General features: G+C 43.0%; 20 protein-coding genes and 1 riboswitch. Of the genes, 3 read left to right on the top strand and 17 right to left on the bottom strand.

The features are described from left to right. Window positions 1-10: 10 nt before the first annotated feature. Window positions 11-388, top strand: a complete 378-nt coding sequence (locus J500_RS09710) for a hypothetical protein (protein WP_034699352.1) — start codon at window positions 11-13, stop codon at window positions 386-388. Next, entirely contained in the window at window positions 385-603 is a 219-nt protein-coding gene (locus tag J500_RS09705) for a helix-turn-helix transcriptional regulator (protein ID WP_004985834.1), read from the top strand. The genes J500_RS09710 and J500_RS09705 overlap by 4 nt, the downstream gene beginning before the upstream one ends. Window positions 604-690: 87 nt before the next feature. Here the strand turns inward: J500_RS09705 and recJ are convergent, their stop codons facing one another. The 11 genes from recJ to J500_RS09650 form a co-directional block, all read right to left on the bottom strand. Beyond that, complete coding sequence (recJ, locus tag J500_RS09700; RefSeq protein WP_034699349.1) at window positions 691-2,394, bottom strand: single-stranded-DNA-specific exonuclease RecJ; 1,704 nt, start codon at window positions 2,392-2,394, stop codon at window positions 691-693. Next, complete coding sequence (gene pdxH / locus J500_RS09695) at window positions 2,395-3,051, bottom strand: pyridoxamine 5'-phosphate oxidase (protein WP_004995552.1); 657 nt, start codon at window positions 3,049-3,051, stop codon at window positions 2,395-2,397. 13 nt (window positions 3,052-3,064) lie between these two features. Next, entirely contained in the window at window positions 3,065-4,402 is a 1,338-nt protein-coding gene (gene glmM / locus J500_RS09690; RefSeq protein WP_004995553.1) for a phosphoglucosamine mutase, read from the bottom strand. A 120-nt stretch (window positions 4,403-4,522) separates the two neighbouring features. Beyond that, window positions 4,523-5,989 carry an IMP dehydrogenase gene (gene guaB, locus J500_RS09685; RefSeq protein WP_004995554.1) on the bottom strand — a complete coding sequence of 489 codons (1,467 nt, stop codon included), beginning with the start codon at window positions 5,987-5,989 and terminating at the stop codon, window positions 4,523-4,525. A 119-nt stretch (window positions 5,990-6,108) separates the two neighbouring features. Then, window positions 6,109-7,125, bottom strand: coding sequence for an AI-2E family transporter (locus tag J500_RS09680; protein ID WP_004995557.1), 1,017 nt, complete (start codon window positions 7,123-7,125; stop codon window positions 6,109-6,111). Between the two features lie 102 nt (window positions 7,126-7,227). After that, window positions 7,228-8,028 (bottom strand): MBL fold metallo-hydrolase, encoded by an 801-nt coding sequence (locus J500_RS09675; RefSeq protein WP_004995559.1) that lies wholly within the window; start codon window positions 8,026-8,028, stop codon window positions 7,228-7,230. Between the two features lie 149 nt (window positions 8,029-8,177). Then, window positions 8,178-8,753, bottom strand: coding sequence for a TMEM165/GDT1 family protein (locus J500_RS09670; protein WP_004985854.1), 576 nt, complete (start codon window positions 8,751-8,753; stop codon window positions 8,178-8,180). Window positions 8,754-8,829: 76 nt separating this feature from the next. Then, window positions 8,830-8,953: riboswitch (yybP-ykoY riboswitch) on the bottom strand. 104 nt (window positions 8,954-9,057) lie between these two features. After that, window positions 9,058-9,435 carry a hypothetical protein gene (locus J500_RS09665; protein WP_004985857.1) on the bottom strand — a complete coding sequence of 126 codons (378 nt, stop codon included), beginning with the start codon at window positions 9,433-9,435 and terminating at the stop codon, window positions 9,058-9,060. 236 nt (window positions 9,436-9,671) lie between these two features. Continuing rightward, complete coding sequence (locus J500_RS09660) at window positions 9,672-11,666, bottom strand: 2-oxo acid dehydrogenase subunit E2 (RefSeq protein ID WP_004995561.1); 1,995 nt, start codon at window positions 11,664-11,666, stop codon at window positions 9,672-9,674. 3 nt (window positions 11,667-11,669) lie between these two features. Further along, the gene (gene aceE, locus J500_RS09655; RefSeq protein WP_034699345.1) at window positions 11,670-14,384 is read right to left on the bottom strand and encodes a pyruvate dehydrogenase (acetyl-transferring), homodimeric type; all 2,715 of its coding nucleotides are present in this window, start codon (window positions 14,382-14,384) and stop codon (window positions 11,670-11,672) included. Window positions 14,385-14,629: 245 nt separating this feature from the next. Then, window positions 14,630-15,325 (bottom strand): M23 family metallopeptidase, encoded by a 696-nt coding sequence (locus J500_RS09650; RefSeq protein ID WP_004985866.1) that lies wholly within the window; start codon window positions 15,323-15,325, stop codon window positions 14,630-14,632. Between the two features lie 110 nt (window positions 15,326-15,435). Here J500_RS09650 and J500_RS09645 point away from each other — a divergent pair, with 110 nt between their 5' ends. After that, window positions 15,436-15,879: a hypothetical protein gene (locus J500_RS09645; protein WP_004985868.1), complete on the top strand. Its 444-nt coding sequence runs from the start codon at window positions 15,436-15,438 to the stop codon at window positions 15,877-15,879. 97 nt (window positions 15,880-15,976) lie between these two features. Here J500_RS09645 and lpxC read toward each other — a convergent pair whose 3' ends face one another. The 6 genes from lpxC to murC form a co-directional block, all read right to left on the bottom strand. Further along, a complete protein-coding gene (gene lpxC / locus J500_RS09640) occupies window positions 15,977-16,879 on the bottom strand; it encodes a UDP-3-O-acyl-N-acetylglucosamine deacetylase (RefSeq protein ID WP_004995566.1) in 903 nt (300 codons plus the stop codon). 109 nt (window positions 16,880-16,988) lie between these two features. Then, window positions 16,989-18,170, bottom strand: coding sequence for a cell division protein FtsZ (gene ftsZ, locus J500_RS09635; RefSeq protein WP_034699341.1), 1,182 nt, complete (start codon window positions 18,168-18,170; stop codon window positions 16,989-16,991). A gap of 168 nt (window positions 18,171-18,338) precedes the next feature. Beyond that, complete coding sequence (ftsA, locus tag J500_RS09630) at window positions 18,339-19,601, bottom strand: cell division protein FtsA (protein WP_004985871.1); 1,263 nt, start codon at window positions 19,599-19,601, stop codon at window positions 18,339-18,341. Window positions 19,602-19,665: 64 nt separating this feature from the next. Continuing rightward, on the bottom strand, window positions 19,666-20,520 hold the full coding sequence (locus tag J500_RS09625) for a cell division protein FtsQ/DivIB (RefSeq protein WP_034699338.1): 855 nt from the start codon (window positions 20,518-20,520) through the stop codon (window positions 19,666-19,668). 3 nt (window positions 20,521-20,523) lie between these two features. Next, complete coding sequence (locus tag J500_RS09620; RefSeq protein ID WP_004985873.1) at window positions 20,524-21,453, bottom strand: D-alanine--D-alanine ligase; 930 nt, start codon at window positions 21,451-21,453, stop codon at window positions 20,524-20,526. A 50-nt stretch (window positions 21,454-21,503) separates the two neighbouring features. Beyond that, window positions 21,504-22,952, bottom strand: a complete 1,449-nt coding sequence (gene murC, locus J500_RS09615; protein ID WP_004985875.1) for a UDP-N-acetylmuramate--L-alanine ligase — start codon at window positions 22,950-22,952, stop codon at window positions 21,504-21,506. Window positions 22,953-22,963: the final 11 nt, after the last annotated feature.

The raw sequence follows: 22,963 nt of genomic DNA, 5'->3' as shown, positions 1-22,963 counted from the left end.
TAGGTATCCAATGAATAAATCTCGTGCTGTTCTGGAATTAGTTTTAGCCATTACATTTTATGTGGTGATCTTAATTATTTCATTAAAAGCACTTACTCATATTGAAAATCAATCGTTAAAAGTCTTGGTTTCTTTACTTCCCGTGCTTCCCGTTATACTGGTGATCTGGGTTATTATTCGTCAATTTATTCGTTTTGATGAATTACAGCGTAAAATTCAATTACAAGCACTCGCCATTAGTTTCCTCGGCACCGCATTCCTTACTTTTAGCTACGGCTTTTTGGAAAATATTGGATTTCCCAAACTGACCATGTTTATTGTCTGGCCTATGATGGGAACCTTTTGGTCAATAAGTACAATTATAGGTTCTTGGTATTACAATCGATGAGAAATAAGCTTCCTACACTACGCAAAAATCAAGGATTATCGCAAAATGATTTGGCTGTTTTGCTGGGTGTGTCTCGCCAAACGATTAATGCCATTGAAAAAGGCCGTTATGACCCGAGTCTGTCTCTGGCATTCAAATTATCAAGACAGTTTAAATTAACAATTGAGGAAATATTTCCTCAAGATGAAAACAGCTCAGATCACGCTATTGAATAAATAAGAACGCTTTCATTTCACATAAAAAGGGCAAAATAAAAGCAAGTTCGTTATTTAGCCTACTTTTATGTTGTTTTCTAAATTCAATTATTGTTCTAAATAAATAATCCGTAGCTGTAAGCTGACCGAACCATTAAATTGATTGCGCTCCAGTTCATACACCAGCCGCACACTTTCTTTCATTGGATTGAATTCAAATTTATCTTTTGCATTAAAGGCAATAGCATCCACTGTTGCACCATGATCCAAAGCCAGTTTAAGCTTCAAATGACTCTCTTTGAGCCAGCGATAATCAAGTACTCCAAACTCCCCTTCAAACTGAGGTAAGGGAAATTTATGTCCCCACGGTCCGAGCTGTTCGATCTGACTCAGTGTTTCCAGATCAAAAGCGTGATGCGGCAAATGACCATCTGTCCATAATGTGGCCTGAAATAATTCCTGATCCATATCCGCGAGCAAATCGGTGAAATGTTGTTTAAATGCCTCAAAATGATCTTTATGCAAAGTTAAACCCGCTGCCGCAGCATGACCACCAAAATGACTAATTAACTCTGGATGGCGCTCCGCCACACGTTCAATTGCATCACGGATATGAATACCATCAATAGAACGTGCCGACCCCTTAATATGCTGCCCATCTTCATCTGGCGCAAAGACAATACTCGGGCGGTGAAATTGTTCTTTTAAACGCCCCGCCACAATCCCGATCACCCCTTGATGCCAACTTTGTTCGAATAAGACTAAGGCAGAAGGAATGCTCTCTGTCTCCAGTTGGAGTTGCTCCAGAGAATCGATTGCCTGTTGCTTCATAGTGGTTTCAACTTGGCGGCGTTCAACATTGAGCTGATTCAGTTGTACTGCAATCTGATAAGCCTTGGCATAATCATCTGCCAATAAACATTCAATGCCGATATTCATGCTGTCCATGCGTCCAGCGGCATTGATGCGTGGGCCAAGCACAAAACCCAAATCCTGCGCTTTTAAACTGGCTGCATCGCGTTTCGCGATTTCTAGCAAAGCCAATATACCTAGACGACATTGCTGTTGCTGAATCCGCTTTAGACCTGCATCGACTAGAATTCGGTTGTTATAATCCAGACTCGCCACATCTGCATAGGTTCCGAGTGCCACCAAATCCAGATATTGGCTTATTTTAGAACTGCTTTTATTCAGCTTGCTGCGGTAAGTCGCCAAATTTGCCAGTAAATAAAAAGCCACACCGACCCCCGCCAATGCCTTACTTGGAAATTCACAGCCTAGTTGGTTGGGGTTGACCACGGCTTCAGCCTGTGGCGTAGCTTTGGTGGTTAGATGGTGGTCGGTGATAATGACCTGCATGCCTAATTCATGACAACGCTCAACACCTGCATGACTGGAAATCCCATTGTCTACCGTAATCAATAAATCTGGCTGAAAAGTGTGATCTGCCAACTCTGCAATGGCAGGCGTTAAGCCATAGCCATATTTAAAGCGGTCAGGCACGAGATATTCAACTTTTGCGCCCATATCACGCAGTACCAAGATCATTAATGCCGTACTGGTGGCACCATCTGCATCATAATCCCCGACAATCACGATCTTTTGTTGCTGATCAATCGCCTGATCAATCAATTGAATCGCTTTGTCCAGATCTTTCAACTGCGGCGCAAGCAAATGTTTGAGTTTTAAATCAAGTTCATCACTTGAATTGACCCCACGACGTGCCAAAATTTCAGCAATAAAAGTCGGCACACCCTGAAACTGTTCAGGACGTGTCAATAAAGGGCGTTGTTTAATTTGAAATCGGATCATTTAAGGCATTAAACGCTGTAACTTCCATGTACCATCCACTTTCGCATAACTGAGTCGGTCATGTAAACGGTTGGGTCGACCTTGCCAAAATTCATAATAATCAGGCTGTAGGCGATATCCCCCCCAAAACTCAGGTTTAGGTAACTCAGCTTTGTCACCCACCTGATCATGGAGCTGATTAAAACGCTGCACCAACACATCACGACTTTCAATGACACCACTTTGTGGCGTACTAATGTGTGCCGCAATCTGGCTATCACGTGGACGCTTATGATAGTAATCAATCGCTTCAAGTTCAGGGATTTTATTAACTCGACCACCAATCCGAATCTGTCGCTCCAGATCATGCCAATAAAACATCAGCTCGACATAAGGATTTTCAGCTAAATCCTGTCCTTTTTGGCTGTCATAGTTGGTATAAAAATCATAACCAGCTTCTGTTGCACCACGCAGCAACAGCGTCCGCACATGTGGGCGACCTTGAACATTACAAGTTGCCACCGACATAGCATACGGTTCATGAACTTTTGCTTCTAGTGCGTAATTAAACCACTGTAAAAATTGCTCATGAGGATTTGGACTGACTTGATTTTCATACAGCTCACCTTTTTCATAGCTGAGACGTAATTCACTCAGGTCTTTAATCAGGTCACTCATATGATTTCCCCTTTCATGCAGCAGTGGCGTGAAAACGCACAGCTTCAGCCAAATGATTGGCAAGCGCTGTCACTTCTTCTTGTTGATCACCTTCGACCATCACTCGAATGACAGGTTCTGTGCCTGACTTACGAATCAATAAGCGACCACGTCCTTTCAGTTGCGCTTCGGCTTTTTCAAACTCTGCCACCAAAGCAGGTACCGCATACGGATCGATCATTTGATCAAGACGAACATTGACCAAGACTTGTGGAAAGAGTTTAAAGTCAGCGACCAATTCATGTAGGGCTTTTTCCTGCTCAACCATCACGGTCAGCACTTGCAATGCCGCAATAATTGCATCGCCCGTAGTACTTTTATCTAAAGTTAAAATATGACCAGATGGTTCCCCACCAATCACCCAATTATTTTCCTCAAGCGCTTGCAGCACATAGCGATCACCCACTTTGGCACGAACGAATGGCACTTGCGCTGCTTCCAGCGCCAATTCCAGCGCCATATTGCTCATGACTGTTCCCACAATACCCGCAGGCTTGTTGTTGGCCTGAGTCGCCAAAATATACAAAATATGATCGCCATCGACCTGATGACCAAATTGATCCACCATAATCACGCGATCCGCATCGCCATCAAAAGCAATGCCAAGATCGGCTTGATGCTCTAGCACTGCTTTTTGTAACTGTTCTGGATGGGTCGAACCACAATGTTCATTGATATTTAGACCATTTGGTTCATTGTATAAGGCCACGACTTTGGCGCCCAATTCACGAAACACCGCTGGCCCGACGCTATAAGCCGCACCATTGGCACAATCCACCACAATTTTTAAATTACGCAAGTCAAAATGATAGGGAAAAGTCGATTTACAAAATTCGATATAACGTCCATTGGCATCTTTAACCCGAACGCTCTTACCCAGATTGGCGGTATTTTCGATCTGGATGTCATATTCTAATTCTTGATTGATTTGTTCCTGTAAATGATCAGGTAATTTTTTGCCTTCACTGGAAAAAAACTTAATACCATTATCATAGTAAGGATTATGCGATGCGGAAATCACAATCCCCGCGTGTGCGTGTAAAGCACGCGTTAAGTGAGCAATGGCAGGCGTTGGCAATGGCCCTAATAAGTGCACATACACCCCAGCCGCGTTCAGACCTGCCTGTAAAGCTGCTTCCAGAATATATCCTGACAGTCGTGTATCTTTGCCTAATACCACCAATGGTTTGGCTTTAGGATTGGTGCGTACCAGAACCTTACCTGCGGCAAATCCTAGTTTGAGTGCAAACTCAGGGGTAATCGGCATTTCTCCAAATTTTCCACGAATGCCATCTGTTCCAAAATAACTCATGTTCTACTCACTTATTATGGACTGCTCGATCACAGCCTTTGTTTCATCTGTTTACTTTACACCAAAACAAAAATGCCGTCAGTGAACTGACGGCATTTTCATGTGTAGCGATGGTGAAAATTAACCCACCCGATAATTCGGGGCTTCTTTGGTAATGGTCACATCATGTACATGTGACTCTTGCATCCCCGCAGAGGTAATTTTCACAAACTTGGTATTCTGACGCATCTCTTCAATATTGGCAGAACCTGTGTAGCCCATCGATGAACGTAAACCACCCATCATTTGATGCACAATCGCACTCATTGGGCCTTTATAAGGAACACGACCTTCGATGCCTTCTGGTACCAATTTTTCAACACCCGCTTTGGCATCCTGAAAATAACGGTCAGATGAACCTGTCGCGCCAGACATTGCACCTAATGAACCCATACCACGATACGCTTTATAGTAACGCCCTTGGAAAAATTCAACTTCGCCCGGTGCTTCTTCGGTCCCTGCCATGAGTGAACCAACCATAATCGTGCTGGCACCCGCCGCAATCGCTTTGGCCAAGTCACCTGAATAGCGAATACCGCCATCAGCAATCAATGGAATTTGTTCTTTCAGTGCTGAAGCGACATTATCAATCGCTGAAATCTGCGGAACACCGATACCCGCAACAATACGTGTGGTACAGATCGAACCTGGTCCAATCCCGACTTTTACTGCATCCGCACCTGCATCGAGCAACGCCAAAGCCGCATCACCTGTTGCGATATTGCCACCAATGACCTGAACTTGTGGGTAGTTTTGTTTCACCCAACGCACACGCTCAATCACGCCCGCAGAATGACCATGCGCAGTATCCACCACGATCACATCGGCACCTGCTTCAACTAGCGCTTCTACACGTGCTGGAGTTTCAGCACCTGTACCTACCGCAGCACCCACGCGTAAACGACCTAATTCATCTTTACATGCATTTGGATACAGTTCAGCTTTACGGAAGTCAGTCACCGTGATCAAGCCTTTCAAGGCATGGCTGTCATCCACCACCAATACTTTTTCAATACGATGCTTTTGTAGTAGCGCCTGAATATTTTCTTTAGATTCGCCCTCTTTCACCGTCACTAAACGGTCTTGGGGAGTCATGATATTGCTAACTGGCTGATTTAAGTTCGTTTCAAAACGTGTGTCACGCCCTGTCACAATCCCAACCACTTTGCCATCTTTGACCACAGGTACGCCACTAATATTATGGGCCTGTGTAATGGCAATCAGTTCACCTACTGTCGTTTCAGGGGTCACCGTAATCGGGTCTTTCACCATGCCTGCTTCAAACTTTTTGACACGACGTACTTCTGCTGCTTGCGCGGCAATATCCATATTTTTATGCAAAATACCAATACCACCGTTTTGAGCCATAGCAATCGCCATACGTGACTCAGTCACAGTATCCATTGCAGCCGAAACAAGAGGAATATTAAGTTGAATACCGCGGGTCAAACGTGTCTTTAAGGAGACATCTTTTGGAAGAACTGTAGAGTAGGCAGGGAGTAATAAGACATCATCGAAGGTCAACGCTTCTTGAACGATGGTCAGCATAACAATCTCACTGGTAGTTTCCGTGCGCTATTATAAACAAATTTGCCATTAAATTTCATTTTTTATTATGGGAAATTTTATGACATCTTTGTTTTGAGTTTAAATTGAATAAACTCGTGCTAAATGAGTCCCGCCTGTTTCATTTCATTTTTAAAATAAGAATAATAAATAGGAGCAACGATCAAACCAGCCAGACCAAAGACCGCCTGAAAAAATAACATTGCAATCAAGAGTTCCCATGCATTGGCATTGATGCGTTGGCCTATAATTTTGGCATTTAAAAAGTATTCAAGCTTATGGATCGATACCAAATAGATAAAGGCAATCGCGGCAGCCGTAAACGAAATACTAATGGCAGAGAGTATGACCAATGTATTTGAAATCAAATTTCCCACAACAGGAATCAGTCCAAAAATAAAGGTTAAAATCACCAATGTTTTGGCAAAAGGTAAATGCATGCCGAGTAATGGTAAAACCGCTAAAATAAATATACCTGCCAAAACAGTATTCACAATTGAAATTTTAATTTGAGCAAACACTACATTTTTAAAAGCAGTATAGAGTACGTTTAAACGTTGTAGACATTGGTGCTTAAAGCTAGGTACGTTTTCAGTGTCTTCAATGGGACTTAAAGAAACCAAAGCCCCTAAAATCATCCCAATAATCATGGTTACAAAAGCATGTAAGGCATCTGTGCCTGCATGTTGTAAGGTCTCCACATGATTTTTCAGCCACTCAAAGGCGTACTGCTTCATATCATCCAGACTTTCAGGAATATAACCTGAGAAATATTGACCAAACTCCTGTTGAAAGCGTTCAAGTAGAGTGTCCAGATTTCGGCTCATGGTGACCAGTCCACCGTCTTTCAGATCATGCACTACATACGCAATAGAACCAAAAACCAGAAATACCAAAATACTGATCACCACGATATTAAAAATGGCTACTGCAATAATTCGCCCATATTTGCCACTGGAAAACTTTTCAGCATACGGACTTAGTTTGGTGAGAAGCGCATAAACCAAGAAACCTGATAAAAAAGCCACCAATAGATGTAATGGAATCAGAATGAGTAATGCAACAGTCATAATGATATAGCTGGCGATCTGGCTTTGTCGCTCATTCAATAGTGTCATTCTGTTTTCCTTTATTATTGTAAAAAGTAAAATAACAATAAGATCGCTTAACCTTACTGCTATTTTAAAACAGAGTCACTATCAAAATCTGTTATGAATTGATCATTTAACAGGATATGCAAAATTGGTCTGATCCATAAGATCAATCCCACAGGGTAAGTCCTCTATCCAGTCCAAAAACGCATGAACCTGTGCCTTTCCAACAAATGCTGTTCCGTGTTGAGGCACGATCATTTCGACATCCATCTGACGAACCATATTGACCCATAAGCGAATGACGCGATTAGAACACATATAACGCTGATGAAAGCCTTTCATGTTTGGAATATGTTCAGCAAAATTTTCGATCGGTTTTGCAGCATCCTCCACCATCGAAGCCCCCATATCACCTGAAAATAGAATTTTCGAGATAGGATCATAAAACTGGAAGTTACCCACAGAATGTAAAAAATGTCCTGGCACCACCACAATATGACTATTTCCCAAAGGCAACACTTGCCCCTCATCAGGCAATTCAATCAGCCGATCTAGCCAGTGCCCTTTCATCCGTTCACTCATAAACGTTGAACTTAAATGCGGTAAAAATCGTGCCCAAAGTTTTGAAGCCACCACTTTGGCATTCGTATAGACCAGCCAACGAGGCATAGAGGTAATAATATCTGGATCCTGATGCGAGGCCATGACATAGTCCAGATTTTCCAGACGGGTATATTTATTCAGTTCCATGGTTAATGGCATATAGGTCAAATCGCCACCAGGATCCAAGACAGCGGCGCGTTGTTGATCAATAATCAAAAATTGATTTGCCTGTACCCCTTCACCTTTGACTAAGCTACTAAAGCGAATACACCGATGCCCATCACGATCAAATAACACTTGTGAAGTTGTATGTTCAAATGTCATACCCCAATTCCCCAATTAAGATAAATTTTAGTTTAATTCCATAATAAAACAATGGGATTCTAATTGCGATAAAATTATGACTTGTTTAGGACTGGGAATTAGGCATAAAAAAGCACCTGCGAACAGATGCTTGATCATTTATATTTGTTTTAAAAGAAATAATGCTGAACCAAGGTTGAAATACCGACGATCAGAAAAATCGCAGCACCAATTTTATGAATCAGCGAGATTGGCAAACGATCTGCCATTTTGTTGCCTATAAATACCGCTGGCGCATTGGCAATCATCATGCCAACGGTCGTACCCAGCATTACCCAAAATACGCTATCGAAACGGGCGGCTAAAGCGACTGTCGCAATTTGTGTTTTATCTCCAATTTCAGCTAGAAAAAATAAGATAAAGGTGGCGCCAAACACACCAAAACGTTGCCATTTATTAATACTATCGGTTTCATCATCCAGTTTATCTGGAATTAACATCCAGAGTGCCATTCCAATAAAACCAATCGCCAACACCCATACCATCACCGTTGGGTTTAAGACTGTAGTGAGCCATTGACCCAACACCGCAGATAAACCGTGGTTGATGGTCGTTGCCAACAATATTGCAATCAGAATAGGAACAGGTTTGCGGAACCGGGCAGCGAGTAAAAGCGCGAGAAGCTGGGTTTTGTCGCCCATTTCAGCAAGGGCAACAACAGAAGTCGAAATCAGGAATTCTTGCATATCTGTTCTCTGGCTAGCATATATACCTATGACCTATCGCCCCTGCTAGCCAAAAGTGCAGAACGATAAATCAAAGGTCTTGCCAACTAAAGAACGCGCAAACGTTCAAGCTATGATGACCATGTTCGGTGGAACAATTATGTTGATCATCACCCAATTACTTTGCGTAACTGGAGGCTACTCCCCAATGAAGTAGCCTTATCATATCAAATTAAGAAAATAATTCATATTATTTTGAATAGATTTTTAATACAGAACGAATCATCTCTTGAATACAAAATCAAATTTTTTGATCTGATTCGATCTATTTCTCCTCATCTCGCGATATAAATGGAGCAGGATTTGGACTAGGATGCTCTGGATGACGATCTTTTAAATTTTCCTCTAACTGCTCTGCATCAATTTTTTCCACAGCTTCACGTATCGCTTGATTGCCCTGACTGTCATCCTGACCAGTATCTGTTTGTTCACTTGATTGATTAGAATCTTGGTTTGATTTCATTTTTTTCTCCTGCTTAAACTCTTCATCTAATTCAGCACTATCGGTTAAACCTTCGAGTTGCTGTGATGAAAATTCATCATTTTCCAAAATATTGACATCCAGATCGTTGGCTTTAATCTTGTTGCTTTGCAAACGATCAGAATCTACTTCTAAATTTTTTTGATCATTCTGGTTTGTCATTACTTTACTCCTAGACTGTTTTAAAAGTATTTCTTTTAATTGCGTCACTTCTCATCATTTATGTTAGTGCATCCCTGTGTAATGTTTAGATCAATCCTGTATTAAACATACTAAAAAAATGTTTATTTACTGATCTCATGTAAACAAAAATCGAAAACCATATCGATCGTTCAAATAAGACCTAAACAAAAAAAACCTCGCCAAAGCGAGGTTTTTTTCAATCTTCAATACAGATTTTAAATCAACAGTGTGCGAATATCTTTGAGCAACTTGGTCAGCTTATGGGTAAAGCGCGCTGCATCAGCACCATTGATCACACGGTGATCATAAGACAACGATAATGGTAACATTAAGCGCGGATCGAAGTCCTTGCCATTCCATACAGGCTGCATGGTTGCAGGTGAAATACCCAAAATCGCGACTTGTGGCCAGTTCACCAATGGCGTAAATGCCGTTCCACCAATTGAACCTAAACTGGTAATGGTGAAGTTAGCGCCTTGTAAGTCTTTCGGCGATAATTTCTTATCGCGTGCTTTTTGACTAAGTTCACCTAATTCAACAGCTATTTGCTTAATCGATTTCTGATCTGGGTTACGCAGCACAGGTACCGTTAAACCATCAGGTGTCGCGACTGCAATCCCCATATGAATTTCATTGCGGAGCAAAACTGATTTTTGATCATCAGCCAAGTGTCCAGCAAAGTAAGGCTCTTCTTTCAGCAAATGCGCAACTGCTTTCGCAATAAAGGCTAAAATCGTCAGACTCACGCCTTGCTTTTTAAAGCCATCTTTTAACTCACCACGCCATGCTTCAAGCTCGGTAATATCTGCCAAGTCAAACTGAGTCACTTGCGGAATAAAATTATTGAGTGACAATTGCGGCACAGATACTTGTTGTAAACGCGTCATGGTTTTGATTTCACCGCCGCCAAAAGCAGTAAAATCTGGCAATGCTGGTAATCCAGAAGCAACAGGTGCCGCAGAAGTCGTTGCCGTTGGCACAGGAGCCGTCATACGTTGTTTCACATGGGCATAGATGTCTTCTTTCATCAAACGCCCATGCTCACCAGATGCTTTGACCTGTGCCAAAATTACACCCAGCTCACGTGCAAGCTTACGCACCGCAGGTCCTGCATAGACTTTAGCATTTTCAGCTTCTTGTGCCTGACTCAGCTTGCTTGCCGAATCAACTGCAGTAAGCTTTGGTTGTTCGGCAGGTTTTGTAACACTTTGGGTTTTGACTGAACTCGTTTGGGCAGCAGGTGCAGCAGCTTGCGCTTTGGCTTTAGGCGCTGATTTTGCTTCACCTTCAATCGTTGCCAGCGCAATGCCCTGTTTAACCTCTTGTCCAACACTGACATGAATCGCTTTGACCACACCCGCGATACTACTAGGCACTTCAACTGAAGCTTTATCAGATTCAACCACACACAAACTTTGTTGTGCGTCTACATGATCACCCACTTGTACTAAAATTTCAGATACCGTGGCTTTATCAACACCCAAATCAGGTACGCTAATTTCCTGTTCACCTGAGCTAACCATTTCATCTTCAACAGTTGTTGAAGTGGTCTCGGCAGGTTGTGCTACGGTATTTTCATTTGCCGTAGCTGTTTGTTCAGTTGTCTCTTCACTTGCAGCTTGTGTTTTCACTTTAAGTAAAAGCACACCTTCTTTAACACTGTCACCCTCTTTCACTGCAACACTTTCAACGGTTCCAGAAACAGGGCTTGGCACCTCAACCGATGCTTTGTCGGATTCAAGCAAAATCAGACTGTCATTTTCTGAAATTTCATCGCCCACTTTGACTAAGAGTTCCGCAACTGTGGCCTTTTCTACGCCAATATCTGGCACTTGCACCTCAACCACGGTGGTTGTTCCAGATGAAGTGGAAGCCATCGGTTGCGTTGCTACTTGCTCTGGGGTTTCAGATGTGGTCGATTTAGGAGCCGCCTCTGCTTGAACAGGTGCCTGTTCTTTAGATGCAGCTTCATTACTTTGACTGGTACCGCTTTCTAATTCAATGAGAGCAGTGCCTTCTGTTACCTCGTCACCCTGATTGACCAAAATACTTTTGACCACACCAGAAGCTGTGCTTGGAACTTCAACAGATGCCTTATCTGATTCAAGTAAAATCAGACTGTCATTTTCAGAAATCTGGTCGCCAACCTTGACTAAAATCTCGGCAACCGTTGCTTTTTCTACGCCAATATCAGGTGTTTTCACTTGCATGTCTTAGTTCCCCTCACCTGATTGTTCTTGGTAAGCTGCAACAGGCTGAACTTCAGGATGTGCCTGAGGTGCCCATGCGACAGGACGATCCGTTTCCAATTCAAAGCTTGAAATGGCATCTTTCACCAAACGGTTTTCAACTTCACCTTCATCTGCCAGTTTTTTCAATGTGGCAACCACGATGTGTGCTGCATCAACGCCAAAGTAACTACGCAAATTCCCCCGTGTATCTGAACGACCATAACCATCTGTACCCAAAGTCACATAAGGACGGTTATCTGGCAGATAAGCGCGAATTTGTTCGCTATAGGCGCGCATGTGATCAGTTGCTGATACCACAATACCATCTGTGCCACGCAACTGCTGAGACACCCAAGATTCTTTGGTGACTTCAGTCAGTGGATGCAAGCGGTTGTATTCATCACACGCCATACCATCACGAGCTAACTCGTTAAAGCTGGTGACGCTCCAGATATTGGAATGAATCTGATACTCTTCACGCAAGATCTTCGCTGCTTTAATCACTTCACGCAGAATCACACCCGAACCAAGGAGCTGCACGGTGGCCTTGTCATCTTTTTCAAACAAGTACATCCCACGCTTGATGCCTTCTTCAGCACCTACTGGCATTTCTGGATGTTCGTAGTTTTCATTCATGACTGTTAAGTAATAGAACACACGTTCCTGATTGACGTACATACGCTGTAAACCATCATGCACCACCACAGCCAACTCATAACCAAAGCAAGGATCATATGCTACGCAGTTGGGAATGGTACTGGCCAGAATGTGAGAATGACCATCCTGATGCTGTAAACCTTCGCCGTTCAAAGTTGTACGACCTGCTGTTGCACCGAGCAAGAAACCTTGTGCCTGTGCATCGCCTGCTGCCCAAGCAATATCACCAATACGCTGGAAACCAAACATCGAGTAGTACATATACATTGGGATCATTGGCAAGTTATTGGTTGAATAACTCGTACCCAACGCAGCCCATGCACTCATGGCACCCGCTTCATTGATCCCTTCTTGTAGCATATGGCCATCTTTTGCTTCACGATAGTTCATGAGCTGTTCATTGTCTTCAGGCGTATATTTCTGACCATGCGCAGCATAAATACCCAATTGACGGAACATGCCTTCCAGACCAAAAGTACGTGCTTCATCAGGTACAATTGGAACGACACGGTCTTTAATGGCCTTTTCTTTCAGCAACGCCGCAATTAAACGCACCATCACCATGGTGGTCGATTGTTCTTTACCGTTACTACCGCTGAGGACGCTATCGAAAATCGAAATATCAGGAATGGCTAACGCTTCACTCTCTTTACGACGTGCCGGCAGATAACCCCCTAATGCTTCACGACGCGCCTTCATATATTTAAGCTCTGGCGAGTTTTCTGCTGGACGGTATAGCGGTAATTCTTCAAGTTGCTCATTGGTAAATGGCAGATTGAAGCGATCACGTACATATTTGAGTGAATCAACGTGCATCTTTTTAATCTGATGGGTTTTATTCCCCGCTTCGATCTCATCCGACAAGCCATAACCTTTTACGGTTTTCGCCAAGATCACGGTTGGTTGACCTGTACTCTTCATGGCTTCAGCATAGGCTGCATAGACTTTATACGGGTCATGACCACCACGATTCAGATTATCAATATCTTCATCGCTTAAGTTTTTCACCAACTCTTCAGCTTCAGGATATTTACCAAAGAAGTGTGCCCGTGTATACGCTCCACCCTTGACCTGATAACGCTGATAATCACCATCAACCGCTTCTTCCATCACGGCTTTTAATGCACCTGATTTGTCATTGGCTAATAGCGGATCCCAATGACGACCCCAGACCACTTTAATCACACGCCAGCCCGCGCCACGGAATAAGGACTCTAATTCCTGAATGATTTTACCATTACCACGCACAGGACCATCTAGACGCTGTAAATTACAGTTCACCACCCAGATCAAGTTATCTAACTTTTCACGACCTGCCAGTGAAATGGCACCTGTACTTTCAGGCTCATCCATTTCACCATCACCGAGATACGCCCAGACTTTACGGTTTTCTTCTTTAATTAAGCCACGGTTCATCAGATATTTTTGAATATGGGCCTGATAAATCGACATGATCGGTCCCAGACCCATCGATACGGTTGGGAACTGCCAATAGTTAGGCATCAAATAGGGATGCGGATAGCTAGATAAACCATTGCCATTCACTTCACGGCGGAAGTTACTCAATTGTTCTTCAGTCAAACGACCTTCAAGAAAGGAACGGGCATAAATACCAGGTGCACAGTGACCTTGGTAATAAATCATGTCGCCGCCAAAACTATCACTATTGGCACGGAAAAAATGGTTAAAACCTACATCATACAAGGTGGCTGAAGATGCAAAACTGGCCAAATGGCCACCCAAATCGTCACCAGTTTTATTGGCGCGTAATACCATTGCCAATGCATTCCAGCGAATAAGCGCACGAATACGACGCTCCATATCCTGATCACCCGGCATCGCTGGTTGTTCTTCTACTGAAATGGTATTTAAGTAAGGAGTATTTAGGCGCTGAATAGGCACATGCTTCGCAATTGCGCGTTGATAGAGCTTTTCGAGTAAAAAAGCAGCACGTTCTGTACCCATATGCTGCAAAACGGAATCGAAAGCATCTTGCCATTCTTGGGTTTCTTGTGCGTCGGAATCACCATAAAACGCCATAACTCACCTTTTCCTTAGTCTACGGTTAGTCCATATTTTTATCATATTTGGGGTGGCGCAAGTTAGCCATGCCAGTGAATACAGATTGACAGCATTATTTAGATAATAAATAGTTATTGACTTTTCATTACTCAAAATAACAAAAAATCGCCAATATAGGCGATTTTTTATACACAATATTTTAAATCTGATGCTAACTTAAATAATAGAAATATTGCACGGAGTGAGCATGACCAATAAAGCAATTATGGAAGCAAGGCGAGGTAACTAGATGGATTTTTACGTTCTCCATCACGTACCACTTCAAAATGTAGATGAGGGCCTGTACAACGTCCAGTACAACCGACATTGGCAATATGCTCACCTGCTTGAACTTGATCACCTGCACGCACCATGATGCGTGATGCATGAGCGTAACGAGTCAAATAACCGTTCCCATGATTGACTTCAACGTATTGACCATAACCTGTGCCCCAACCTGCTTTGGTCACGATACCGGGACCTGTTGCATAAATAGGCGTACCACTTGGCGCAGCTAAATCAATACCAGAGTGTCCACGTGTAGTGCCCATCAACGTACGCATACCGTATTCAGATGAAATACGAGTCATCTCAGGTAATGGATGTTTGATTAGCCATGAAGAATAGGGATTGTTACTTGAAGCTGAGAATCTAGCTGAGTTACCAGTTTTCCCATATTTCTTTTCAAGAGATTCGTTATTTAATTCAACTGTTTTCTCGCGTAGCGTCACCGATACTTTGGCTGATGCTGGTAGATCAAGATCATCAGGATGAGTGTAAGAGCCTTGCGAAAGTGTACGAGACAATGCTTCTAAGCGGTCTGGTGCATCTTGGCTATTCAGTGTTTGATAATCTGCGAAAGCAACTGATGCAGCAGAAGCTGCCAGTGAAAAAGCAAGTAGTATACGTCTCGAATGCATAAAAACCTCTTGAACTGTTCTTAAAAAGTTTCTTGCGTGATCTCGTCCTTGATATCTATTGAAATGAACGTTTAAGATGACCGTAATCTGATGAGGAAAACTCAATCCCGATGACTGATCCTAAAAACGTGTTTCAACAAACAAGAAAACACATAAAAACAGGAAACCTAACGTTTCTTACAACGCAAGTCGCACAATGGCAAAGACTTACGAAACTTATTCAGCCCCTACTGCCGCAACCAGAAAAATGGCAGGTGGTCTGTTATCAGTATGGTGTTTTGACGATTACAGGCGAAAATCAGGCCATGATCAGTCAGCTCGGATATCTTCAAACACAATACATTTCTAAGCTCACTCAAATCGAAGGACTACAGGATTTACAGAAACTTCAGCTTCGTTTAAGAAATACATCTCAAAATCAGCATCAAAGTCATGTAACTGAAGTCACTTCTTTATCACCAGACACCCAAGAAATGTTACGAAGTGCTGCTGGATTAGTGAACGACCCTAAGCTTAGCCAAGCTTTGTTACGTTTGGCAAGCAATAAAAAGTAACAACCATTTCAAAATATAAAACTGTGCTTGATTAATATTGTGACACACTTAACACAATTCAAAGTTACAATATAACATACCCCACCAAGACAATGACTTAGCTCACACTTACATAAGAAATCGGGCAGTCTATTTCGTTATCAAATGTTACAATTTCGTAATTATCTGGATCACTTTGAACATTGCGTAATAATTGATTGTTGAGTGCATGACCTGATTTATAACCATCGAATTTGGCAACAATTTGATGTCCCATTAAATATAAATCACCAACTGCATCCAAAATTTTATGACGGACAAATTCATCTGAAAAACGCAAACCCTCTTCGTTCACGACACCCGTATCATCCACCCCAATCGCGTTATCCAGACTTGCACCTAACGCTAAATTATTGGCTTTTAGATAATCCAGATCTTTCATAAATCCGAAAGTACGCGCCTCACTAACTTCATAGACAAAGGTTTCAGTGGAAAAGTCGATGGTGGCAGATTGATATTCTTTGGCAAAGGCAGGATGATCAAAATCAATGGTAAAATTCAGTTGGAAGCCTTCGTGCGGACTAAATTTGGCACGTTTATCATCAATTAATGCTTCAACAGGCTTTAAAATTTTAATAAATTTTTTCGGTGCATTTTGCTCAACGAGTTCGCCTTGCATCAGCAGATAAATAAATGGGCCTGCGCTACCATCCATAATCGGAACTTCAGAAGCTGATACTTCAATGATTAGATTATCGATCCCCAAACCTGCGATTGCACTCATTACATGTTCAATGGTGCCCACCTTGATGTCATCCTGAACCAGATTAGAGCACATAAAAGCTTCCTGAATCAGCAAAGCATTGGCCTGAATATCCACAGGTGGATTTAAATCAATCCGACGAAACACGATTCCCCCATCAATAACATGCGGCAGAAAATTGATCATCACTTTTTGACCACTATGGAGACCAATTCCACTGGCTTTCACCACACGTTTGAGGGTACGTTGTTTCAACATGCTACTCTAACTTCAATTTAAAACCGCTATACGTTAGCACATTTAGCTATTGATAAAAAACAAAAAAGGCAGTGTAAATACACTGCCTCCTTTTAAATGTTTGATTTTATTACTTGCGCTGTTGATTTTTTAGATAGTCCTGAATGCTCATCGGAGATGAGCGTGGCGCTGCGCCCGCAGTAGTTGCTGCTGGCGCTTCAGTATTTTGACGTTTATTGATCGCAGGAACATCGTCTTCATCGGTTGGATGCGAACTTGGTACTTGGACGTGTCCAACACCTGAACGTTTTCTTGGCTGTTGTTCTGCATCAGATGCATTACGGGTTAAACCTGTTGCAATCACAGTGACACGAAGTTCATCACGTGCATCAGGATCAAATACTGTACCGTAGAAAATTTCACCTTCGTCCAGATCCACAATTTGATTGACGACATCGGTAATAATTTCAGTTTCACGTAAGGTAATATCATCACCACCTGTGATATTAATCAACACGCCTTTGGCATTAATAATATTGACATTATCCAGCAATGGACTACGGATTGCCTGTTCTGCTGCCTGACGGGCACGATCTTCACCACGACCCAAACCAGCACCCATCATGGCATAACCACGAGTACTCATGGCAGTTTTCAAATCCGCGAAGTCGAGGTTGATGTGACCACGATTCACAACCAAGTCGAAGATACTACGAACCGCATTTAATAACACATCATCTGCTTTTTTGTAGGCATCTTTCATTGAGATGTCGCCATACACACTCAGCAAACGCTGGTTTGGAATAATGATGAGTGAGTCAACATGAGACTCTAGTGCATCAATGCCTTTTTCAGCAGAACGTTGACGACGACGACCTTCAAAATTAAAAGGTGTAGTCACGACACCTACGGTTAGGATGCCCATCTCTTTAGCCACTTCAGCAACCACTGGCGCAGCACCTGTACCTGTACCACCGCCCATTCCCGCAGTCACAAACACCATGTCGGTGCCTTCAAGATGTTGGCGAATCACTTCACGGCTTTCTTCAGCCGCAATTTGACCCACTTCAGGATTGGCACCTGCACCCAAGCCACGGGTGCTTTGTTCACCTAACTGAATTTTAAACGGTGCATTCATGCTATCCAACGCTTGCTTATCTGTATTGGCACAGACAAACTTTACGCCCTTAATATCGGATTGCACCATGTGCTGTACGGCATTACCACCACCACCACCAACACCAAATACAGTGAAACGGGCTTGTCCGTTACTATCGCTTAGTTCATCTTCTATAAATTCAAATGATGCCATGACCTTTAAGGTTCCTAATTTCAATAAGTGGCAGTCACTTCAGCCCGTATACTGCCTTAATACTTCAAAAAACAATAGATTTTAGAATGCTGTGCAATACTTCCCTTGTCAAGTATGACAATTTTCTCTTACAACTTCCAAACAATATTCCCAATAAATATATACATCTTAAAAAATAGCTTTTAACTTGCTATTCAAAGTATTCCAGCCATTGACTACACGATCCACAAATGTGCGGTCATTGACTTCATCTGCTTCTTCAACTGCATCTTGCAATTCGCTTTGGCTAAAAAGCAAAAGTCCCGCTGCTGTTGCATACATTGAGCGGCGTAATGCGGCTTGATGTTGATCATCAGCATACACCTGTAAAGGTGGATTACCCAAATGTGCAGAAACACCAAGCATACGTCGTGCCAGACTCACCATGCCTTCGATTTGGCAGGCATCACCGGTCAGTACAACACCATGATATAAACCACTTAGCGCGCCTGTACGTTCAAGCTCTTCACGTATCTGGGTAAAAATCTCTTCATACCGTGCAATAATGATTTCAGCAAGCTCAATGCGACTAATGGTTTGCGGTCCATCAATGGCCTGTACCTGAATCATATGATCAGGTTTGACCACACTCAAATCGACGCAGCCATGTAAAATCTTGATTCGCTCGGCTTCTTCAGTCGTCGTTTGTAACACGGCAGCGATATCACGTGTGACATTTTCTCCACCGCGCTGTAATGTTCGCGCCAAAGCCAAACGACCATCCAGATAGACCGCAATATTGGTGGTTCCTGCTCCAATATCCAGCAAGCAGACGCCATATTCTTTTTCGTCTTTGAGTAAACTGGCTTCCGCAGTTGCCAAACTAGATACCACCATTTTTTCGACACCAATATTGGCGCCTTTCATGGCACGATCCAGATTTTGCATGGTACTAATCGGCATCATCATCAGTTGATAATGTCCCGTCATACTATGCGCTGACATATTAATCGGGTTTTGTACCCATTCAGGTTCATCATCCAGTTCAAAACCCAACGGCACGGCACTGGCCAGATAATAATCTGGCGTCACATGACTGGCTTTAGCCAATTCTAATGCGCGCACCACTTCATTGGTACTGATCGTATGGTCAGCTTTGGCAATGGGAGTGCGACCTGAGGCATAAAAACTCTGTAATTCTGTACTTGGAATCGATACCCATGCAGTATGTACACGACATTCCGCCATATTTTCTGCTTCGGCAACGGCATTTTTAATTGCAGCAATCACCTTATCCAAGCTAACAATTTTTCCTTTATTCATACCTCGGTTCGGCGCGTTTGCCATCCCGATGACCTGAATATTATCCGGTGCGTGAACTCTACCAATTAAAACTGAAACTTTATGTGTCCCAATATCAATCGCAACAATCGAGGGAACAGCTTCACTCATTACTCACTACCACTTGTTCGTTGTTTAGTATGGGCAAAAATGCCTGTTATTTTAAAACCACATATTATGGCTTCGTGGTTATTCCACCTGCAACATTTGTGTCATCATTGGTTACAACAAACTGACCATTGACAATTTTGGGTGGTATAGCGTTCTTCCATTGTAGTGATAATCCATTTCGGTATCGCAAATCAATGGCAGAGATTTTAGGCCATACGGGTTTTAGGTCAGTTTGCGCAAGATGACTCAGGCGCTGCAACTTACTCATGGTTTGATCCTGATCCACAATGACCCTTAAACCTGAATCAAACTGCATAAACCAAGTCATTCGTTCAGTTAAATATAACTCTTTTAACCTTAGATTGACCGGATGAAATAACTGGTTAATTTCGTTATAACGACGCATCATGGCTTTGGATTGACTGAGCGGACCATGCAACATCGGCAAATTTGGATGATTTTGTGGATCTGCTTCGCTAAACACATCCCCGCCATCACTCAACAATCGTCCAGTGCCCCAACGCGCAATCGCATGACGTGGCAATACACGGACTCGAATACTATTGGGCCAAGCACGTGATACAACCACACGATCTACCCATGAAATCTCAAGCGCTTTATCTCGGACTTGCTCAAGATCCGAAGTAAAGTAATTATCTTTAACAATAGGCTGAATGTGTTGAATGAGTTGTTGTTGTTCTGTTGTCGAGTGAGTACCGACGATACTTAATTCAGCAATTCGCGCATCGGTAATAACTTTATACAAGCCAAAGATACCTAAACCAAGCACCACAAATGCGACCAGCAACAATAACCACCCACCCGCATTGACTAACTTTTGCTTAGGCGAAGGCGGTTTTTCGTGGATGGAAGTAATGGCCGCACGACGACGGCTCATGGATGCTGGAAGTTGAGCCATAAGTTAGTGAGCCGTACCTTGAAGCGTTTGTTCTAAAATCGCAACACATAACTCATCAAACCCAACCCCCACCGCTTTGGCGGCTTTAGGCACCAATGAGTGACTGGTCATTCCCGGCACAGTATTAATTTCTAATAACCAGAAATTCCCTTGTTCATCCTGCATAGCATCGACACGTCCCCAACCACTTGCACCTACCGCCTGAAAGGCACGTAAGGTGAGTTGTTGCAGTTGCTTTTCGTCTGATTCGCTAAGGCCTGATGGAATACCATATTGCACATCATTGCGTTGGTATTTGGCATCGTAATCGTAAAATGCCACATCTTTTGGAGGTTCCAGACGAATCACAGGTAACGCCTCACCATTTAACACCACAATGGTGTATTCACACCCCGTAATCCACTTTTCTGCCATCACAATCGCATCATGTTCAGTGGCTTTGGCAATCGCCTGCGCAAAGTCTTCTTTCTTCTCGACCTTGCTCATACCAATACTTGACCCTTCATGGACTGGCTTGATAATTACCGGTAATCCCAAGCTATCTACAATCTCATCAATATTGGAGTCTTTGCTGATAATGCGATACGGGGCTGTCGGTAAATCAGTCCCTTGCCAGATTTGCTTGGTTTTGATTTTATCCATGCCAATGGCTGAACCCTGAACGCCTGTGCCAGTATAGGGCACATCTAACCATTCCAGTGTTCCCTGAATTTGACCATCTTCACCGCCACGACCATGCAACACGATGAAAGCGCGATCATAATTCACTAACTCAGTGACACTACGATGTTTAGGGTCAAATGCTTCTGCTTGTACACCTGAACGTAACAAGGCTTCAAGTACCGCGTTGCCACTATCTAAAGAGACCTCACGTTCAGCCGATTTCCCACCGAACAACACGGCAACTTTGCCGAATTTTGAAGCATTTGACACGTTTATATCCTTAAACTTTTAAAGCACAATATTGAAAAGGGTGAACTGCATTATTTTAAATACAAATGATGCTGAGCCAGTTCGACTGAAATTGCTCCCACGTTACCTGCACCCTGTGTTAATAACAAGTCATTCGGTTGTAACACTTTTTGTATCACGTTTTGCAGGTTGCCTTCTACGGGATCAACCAAAATCGGTTCAACTTCACCGCGTAAACGAATACTCCGTGCCAGTGAGCGGCTATCTGCACCAACAATTGGTTTTTCGCCCGCAGGATAAACTTCGAGCAATAACAGTTGATCCACTTGCGATAACACATCAACAAAATCATCAAAACAGTCACGGGTACGACTAAAACGATGCGGCTGGAACATCATCACCAAACGGCGATCTGGATGACTTTGACGCGCGGCTTTAATGGTCGCTTCCACTTCTTTAGGATGATGTCCATAATCATCCACCAATTTGACATTACCTTCGCCCAACTCAAATTCACCCTGAACCTGAAAACGACGTCCCACGCCACTAAAGCCTTCTAGCGCACGACTAATGGCAGCATCCGATACACCTTCATCGGTTGCTACACCAATCGCCGCAAGCGCATTTAAGACATTGTGTAAACCCGGCTGATTAATCGTTAAACGTAATGGCTCACGGTCTTTACGAAGCACGGTAAAATGTGAGCGCATACCATCCTGCTCGACCTCAACCGCACGAATATCATTATCTTCACCAAAACCATAGGTCAAGACTGGACGACCAATACGCGGCAAAATTTCCTGAATATTAGCATCATCACCACAGACCACAGCCAAACCATAAAACGGCAATTTATGCAAAAACTGCACAAAAGTATCTTTTAGCGTGTCGAAACTGCCACCATAAGTGTCCATATGGTCGGCATCGATATTGGTGACAATTGCTGCCATTGGCTCTAGATATAAAAATGAAGCATCTGACTCATCAGCTTCAGCCACAATAAAACGACTTGCACCTAAAGCTGCATTCACCCCTGTACGATTCAGCAAACCGCCAATGACATAAGTCGGATCAAGATTTTCTTCAGCCAACATCGTCGTCAGTAAACTGGTGGTTGTGGTTTTACCGTGTGTACCTGCAACCGCAATACCATGACGATAACGCATCAATTCACCAAGCATTTCAGCGCGACGTACTACAGGAGTTCGGCTTTCTATGGCCGCTTTCACTTCTGGATTTTCAGGATCAATTGCGGTCGACACCACTAAGACATTGGCATTTTGAATATTATCCGCCGTATGTCCGATATAAACCTTAATACCCTTCTCTTCTAACTGGGCTGTGGTATTTGAGGCTTTAATATCCGAACCCGAAACTTTATAGCCCTGATTTTTGAGTACTTCGGCGATGCCACACATGCCCGCACCCCCAATGCCCACAAAATGAATGTGTTTGATGCGGCGCATTTCAGGGACTTTAATCAGTTTTTTAGCTTGATCAGCTGGTGTTGATGGTGACATAGCGAACTCGA

The organism is Acinetobacter sp. 479375 (genome assembly GCF_000581715.1).
GTDB classification, from domain to species: domain Bacteria; phylum Pseudomonadota; class Gammaproteobacteria; order Pseudomonadales; family Moraxellaceae; genus Acinetobacter; species Acinetobacter ursingii.
This window is presented reverse-complemented; position numbering and strand designations above follow the sequence as displayed.

Coding starts and splice junctions, on each gene's coding strand:
- J500_RS09710 (WP_034699352.1), top strand. CDS start 11: ATGAATAAATCTCGTGCTGTTCTGGAATTAGTTTTAGCCATTACATTT.
- J500_RS09705 (WP_004985834.1), top strand. CDS start 385: ATGAGAAATAAGCTTCCTACACTACGCAAAAATCAAGGATTATCGCAA.
- recJ (WP_034699349.1), bottom strand. CDS start 2,394: ATGATCCGATTTCAAATTAAACAACGCCCTTTATTGACACGTCCTGAA.
- pdxH (WP_004995552.1), bottom strand. CDS start 3,051: ATGAGTGACCTGATTAAAGACCTGAGTGAATTACGTCTCAGCTATGAA.
- glmM (WP_004995553.1), bottom strand. CDS start 4,402: ATGAGTTATTTTGGAACAGATGGCATTCGTGGAAAATTTGGAGAAATG.
- guaB (WP_004995554.1), bottom strand. CDS start 5,989: ATGCTGACCATCGTTCAAGAAGCGTTGACCTTCGATGATGTCTTATTA.
- J500_RS09680 (WP_004995557.1), bottom strand. CDS start 7,125: ATGACACTATTGAATGAGCGACAAAGCCAGATCGCCAGCTATATCATT.
- J500_RS09675 (WP_004995559.1), bottom strand. CDS start 8,028: ATGACATTTGAACATACAACTTCACAAGTGTTATTTGATCGTGATGGG.
- J500_RS09670 (WP_004985854.1), bottom strand. CDS start 8,753: ATGCAAGAATTCCTGATTTCGACTTCTGTTGTTGCCCTTGCTGAAATG.
- J500_RS09665 (WP_004985857.1), bottom strand. CDS start 9,435: ATGACAAACCAGAATGATCAAAAAAATTTAGAAGTAGATTCTGATCGT.
- J500_RS09660 (WP_004995561.1), bottom strand. CDS start 11,666: ATGCAAGTGAAAACACCTGATATTGGCGTAGAAAAAGCAACGGTTGCC.
- aceE (WP_034699345.1), bottom strand. CDS start 14,384: ATGGCGTTTTATGGTGATTCCGACGCACAAGAAACCCAAGAATGGCAA.
- J500_RS09650 (WP_004985866.1), bottom strand. CDS start 15,325: ATGCATTCGAGACGTATACTACTTGCTTTTTCACTGGCAGCTTCTGCT.
- J500_RS09645 (WP_004985868.1), top strand. CDS start 15,436: ATGACTGATCCTAAAAACGTGTTTCAACAAACAAGAAAACACATAAAA.
- lpxC (WP_004995566.1), bottom strand. CDS start 16,879: ATGTTGAAACAACGTACCCTCAAACGTGTGGTGAAAGCCAGTGGAATT.
- ftsZ (WP_034699341.1), bottom strand. CDS start 18,170: ATGGCATCATTTGAATTTATAGAAGATGAACTAAGCGATAGTAACGGA.
- ftsA (WP_004985871.1), bottom strand. CDS start 19,601: ATGAGTGAAGCTGTTCCCTCGATTGTTGCGATTGATATTGGGACACAT.
- J500_RS09625 (WP_034699338.1), bottom strand. CDS start 20,520: ATGGCTCAACTTCCAGCATCCATGAGCCGTCGTCGTGCGGCCATTACT.
- murC (WP_004985875.1), bottom strand. CDS start 22,952: ATGTCACCATCAACACCAGCTGATCAAGCTAAAAAACTGATTAAAGTC.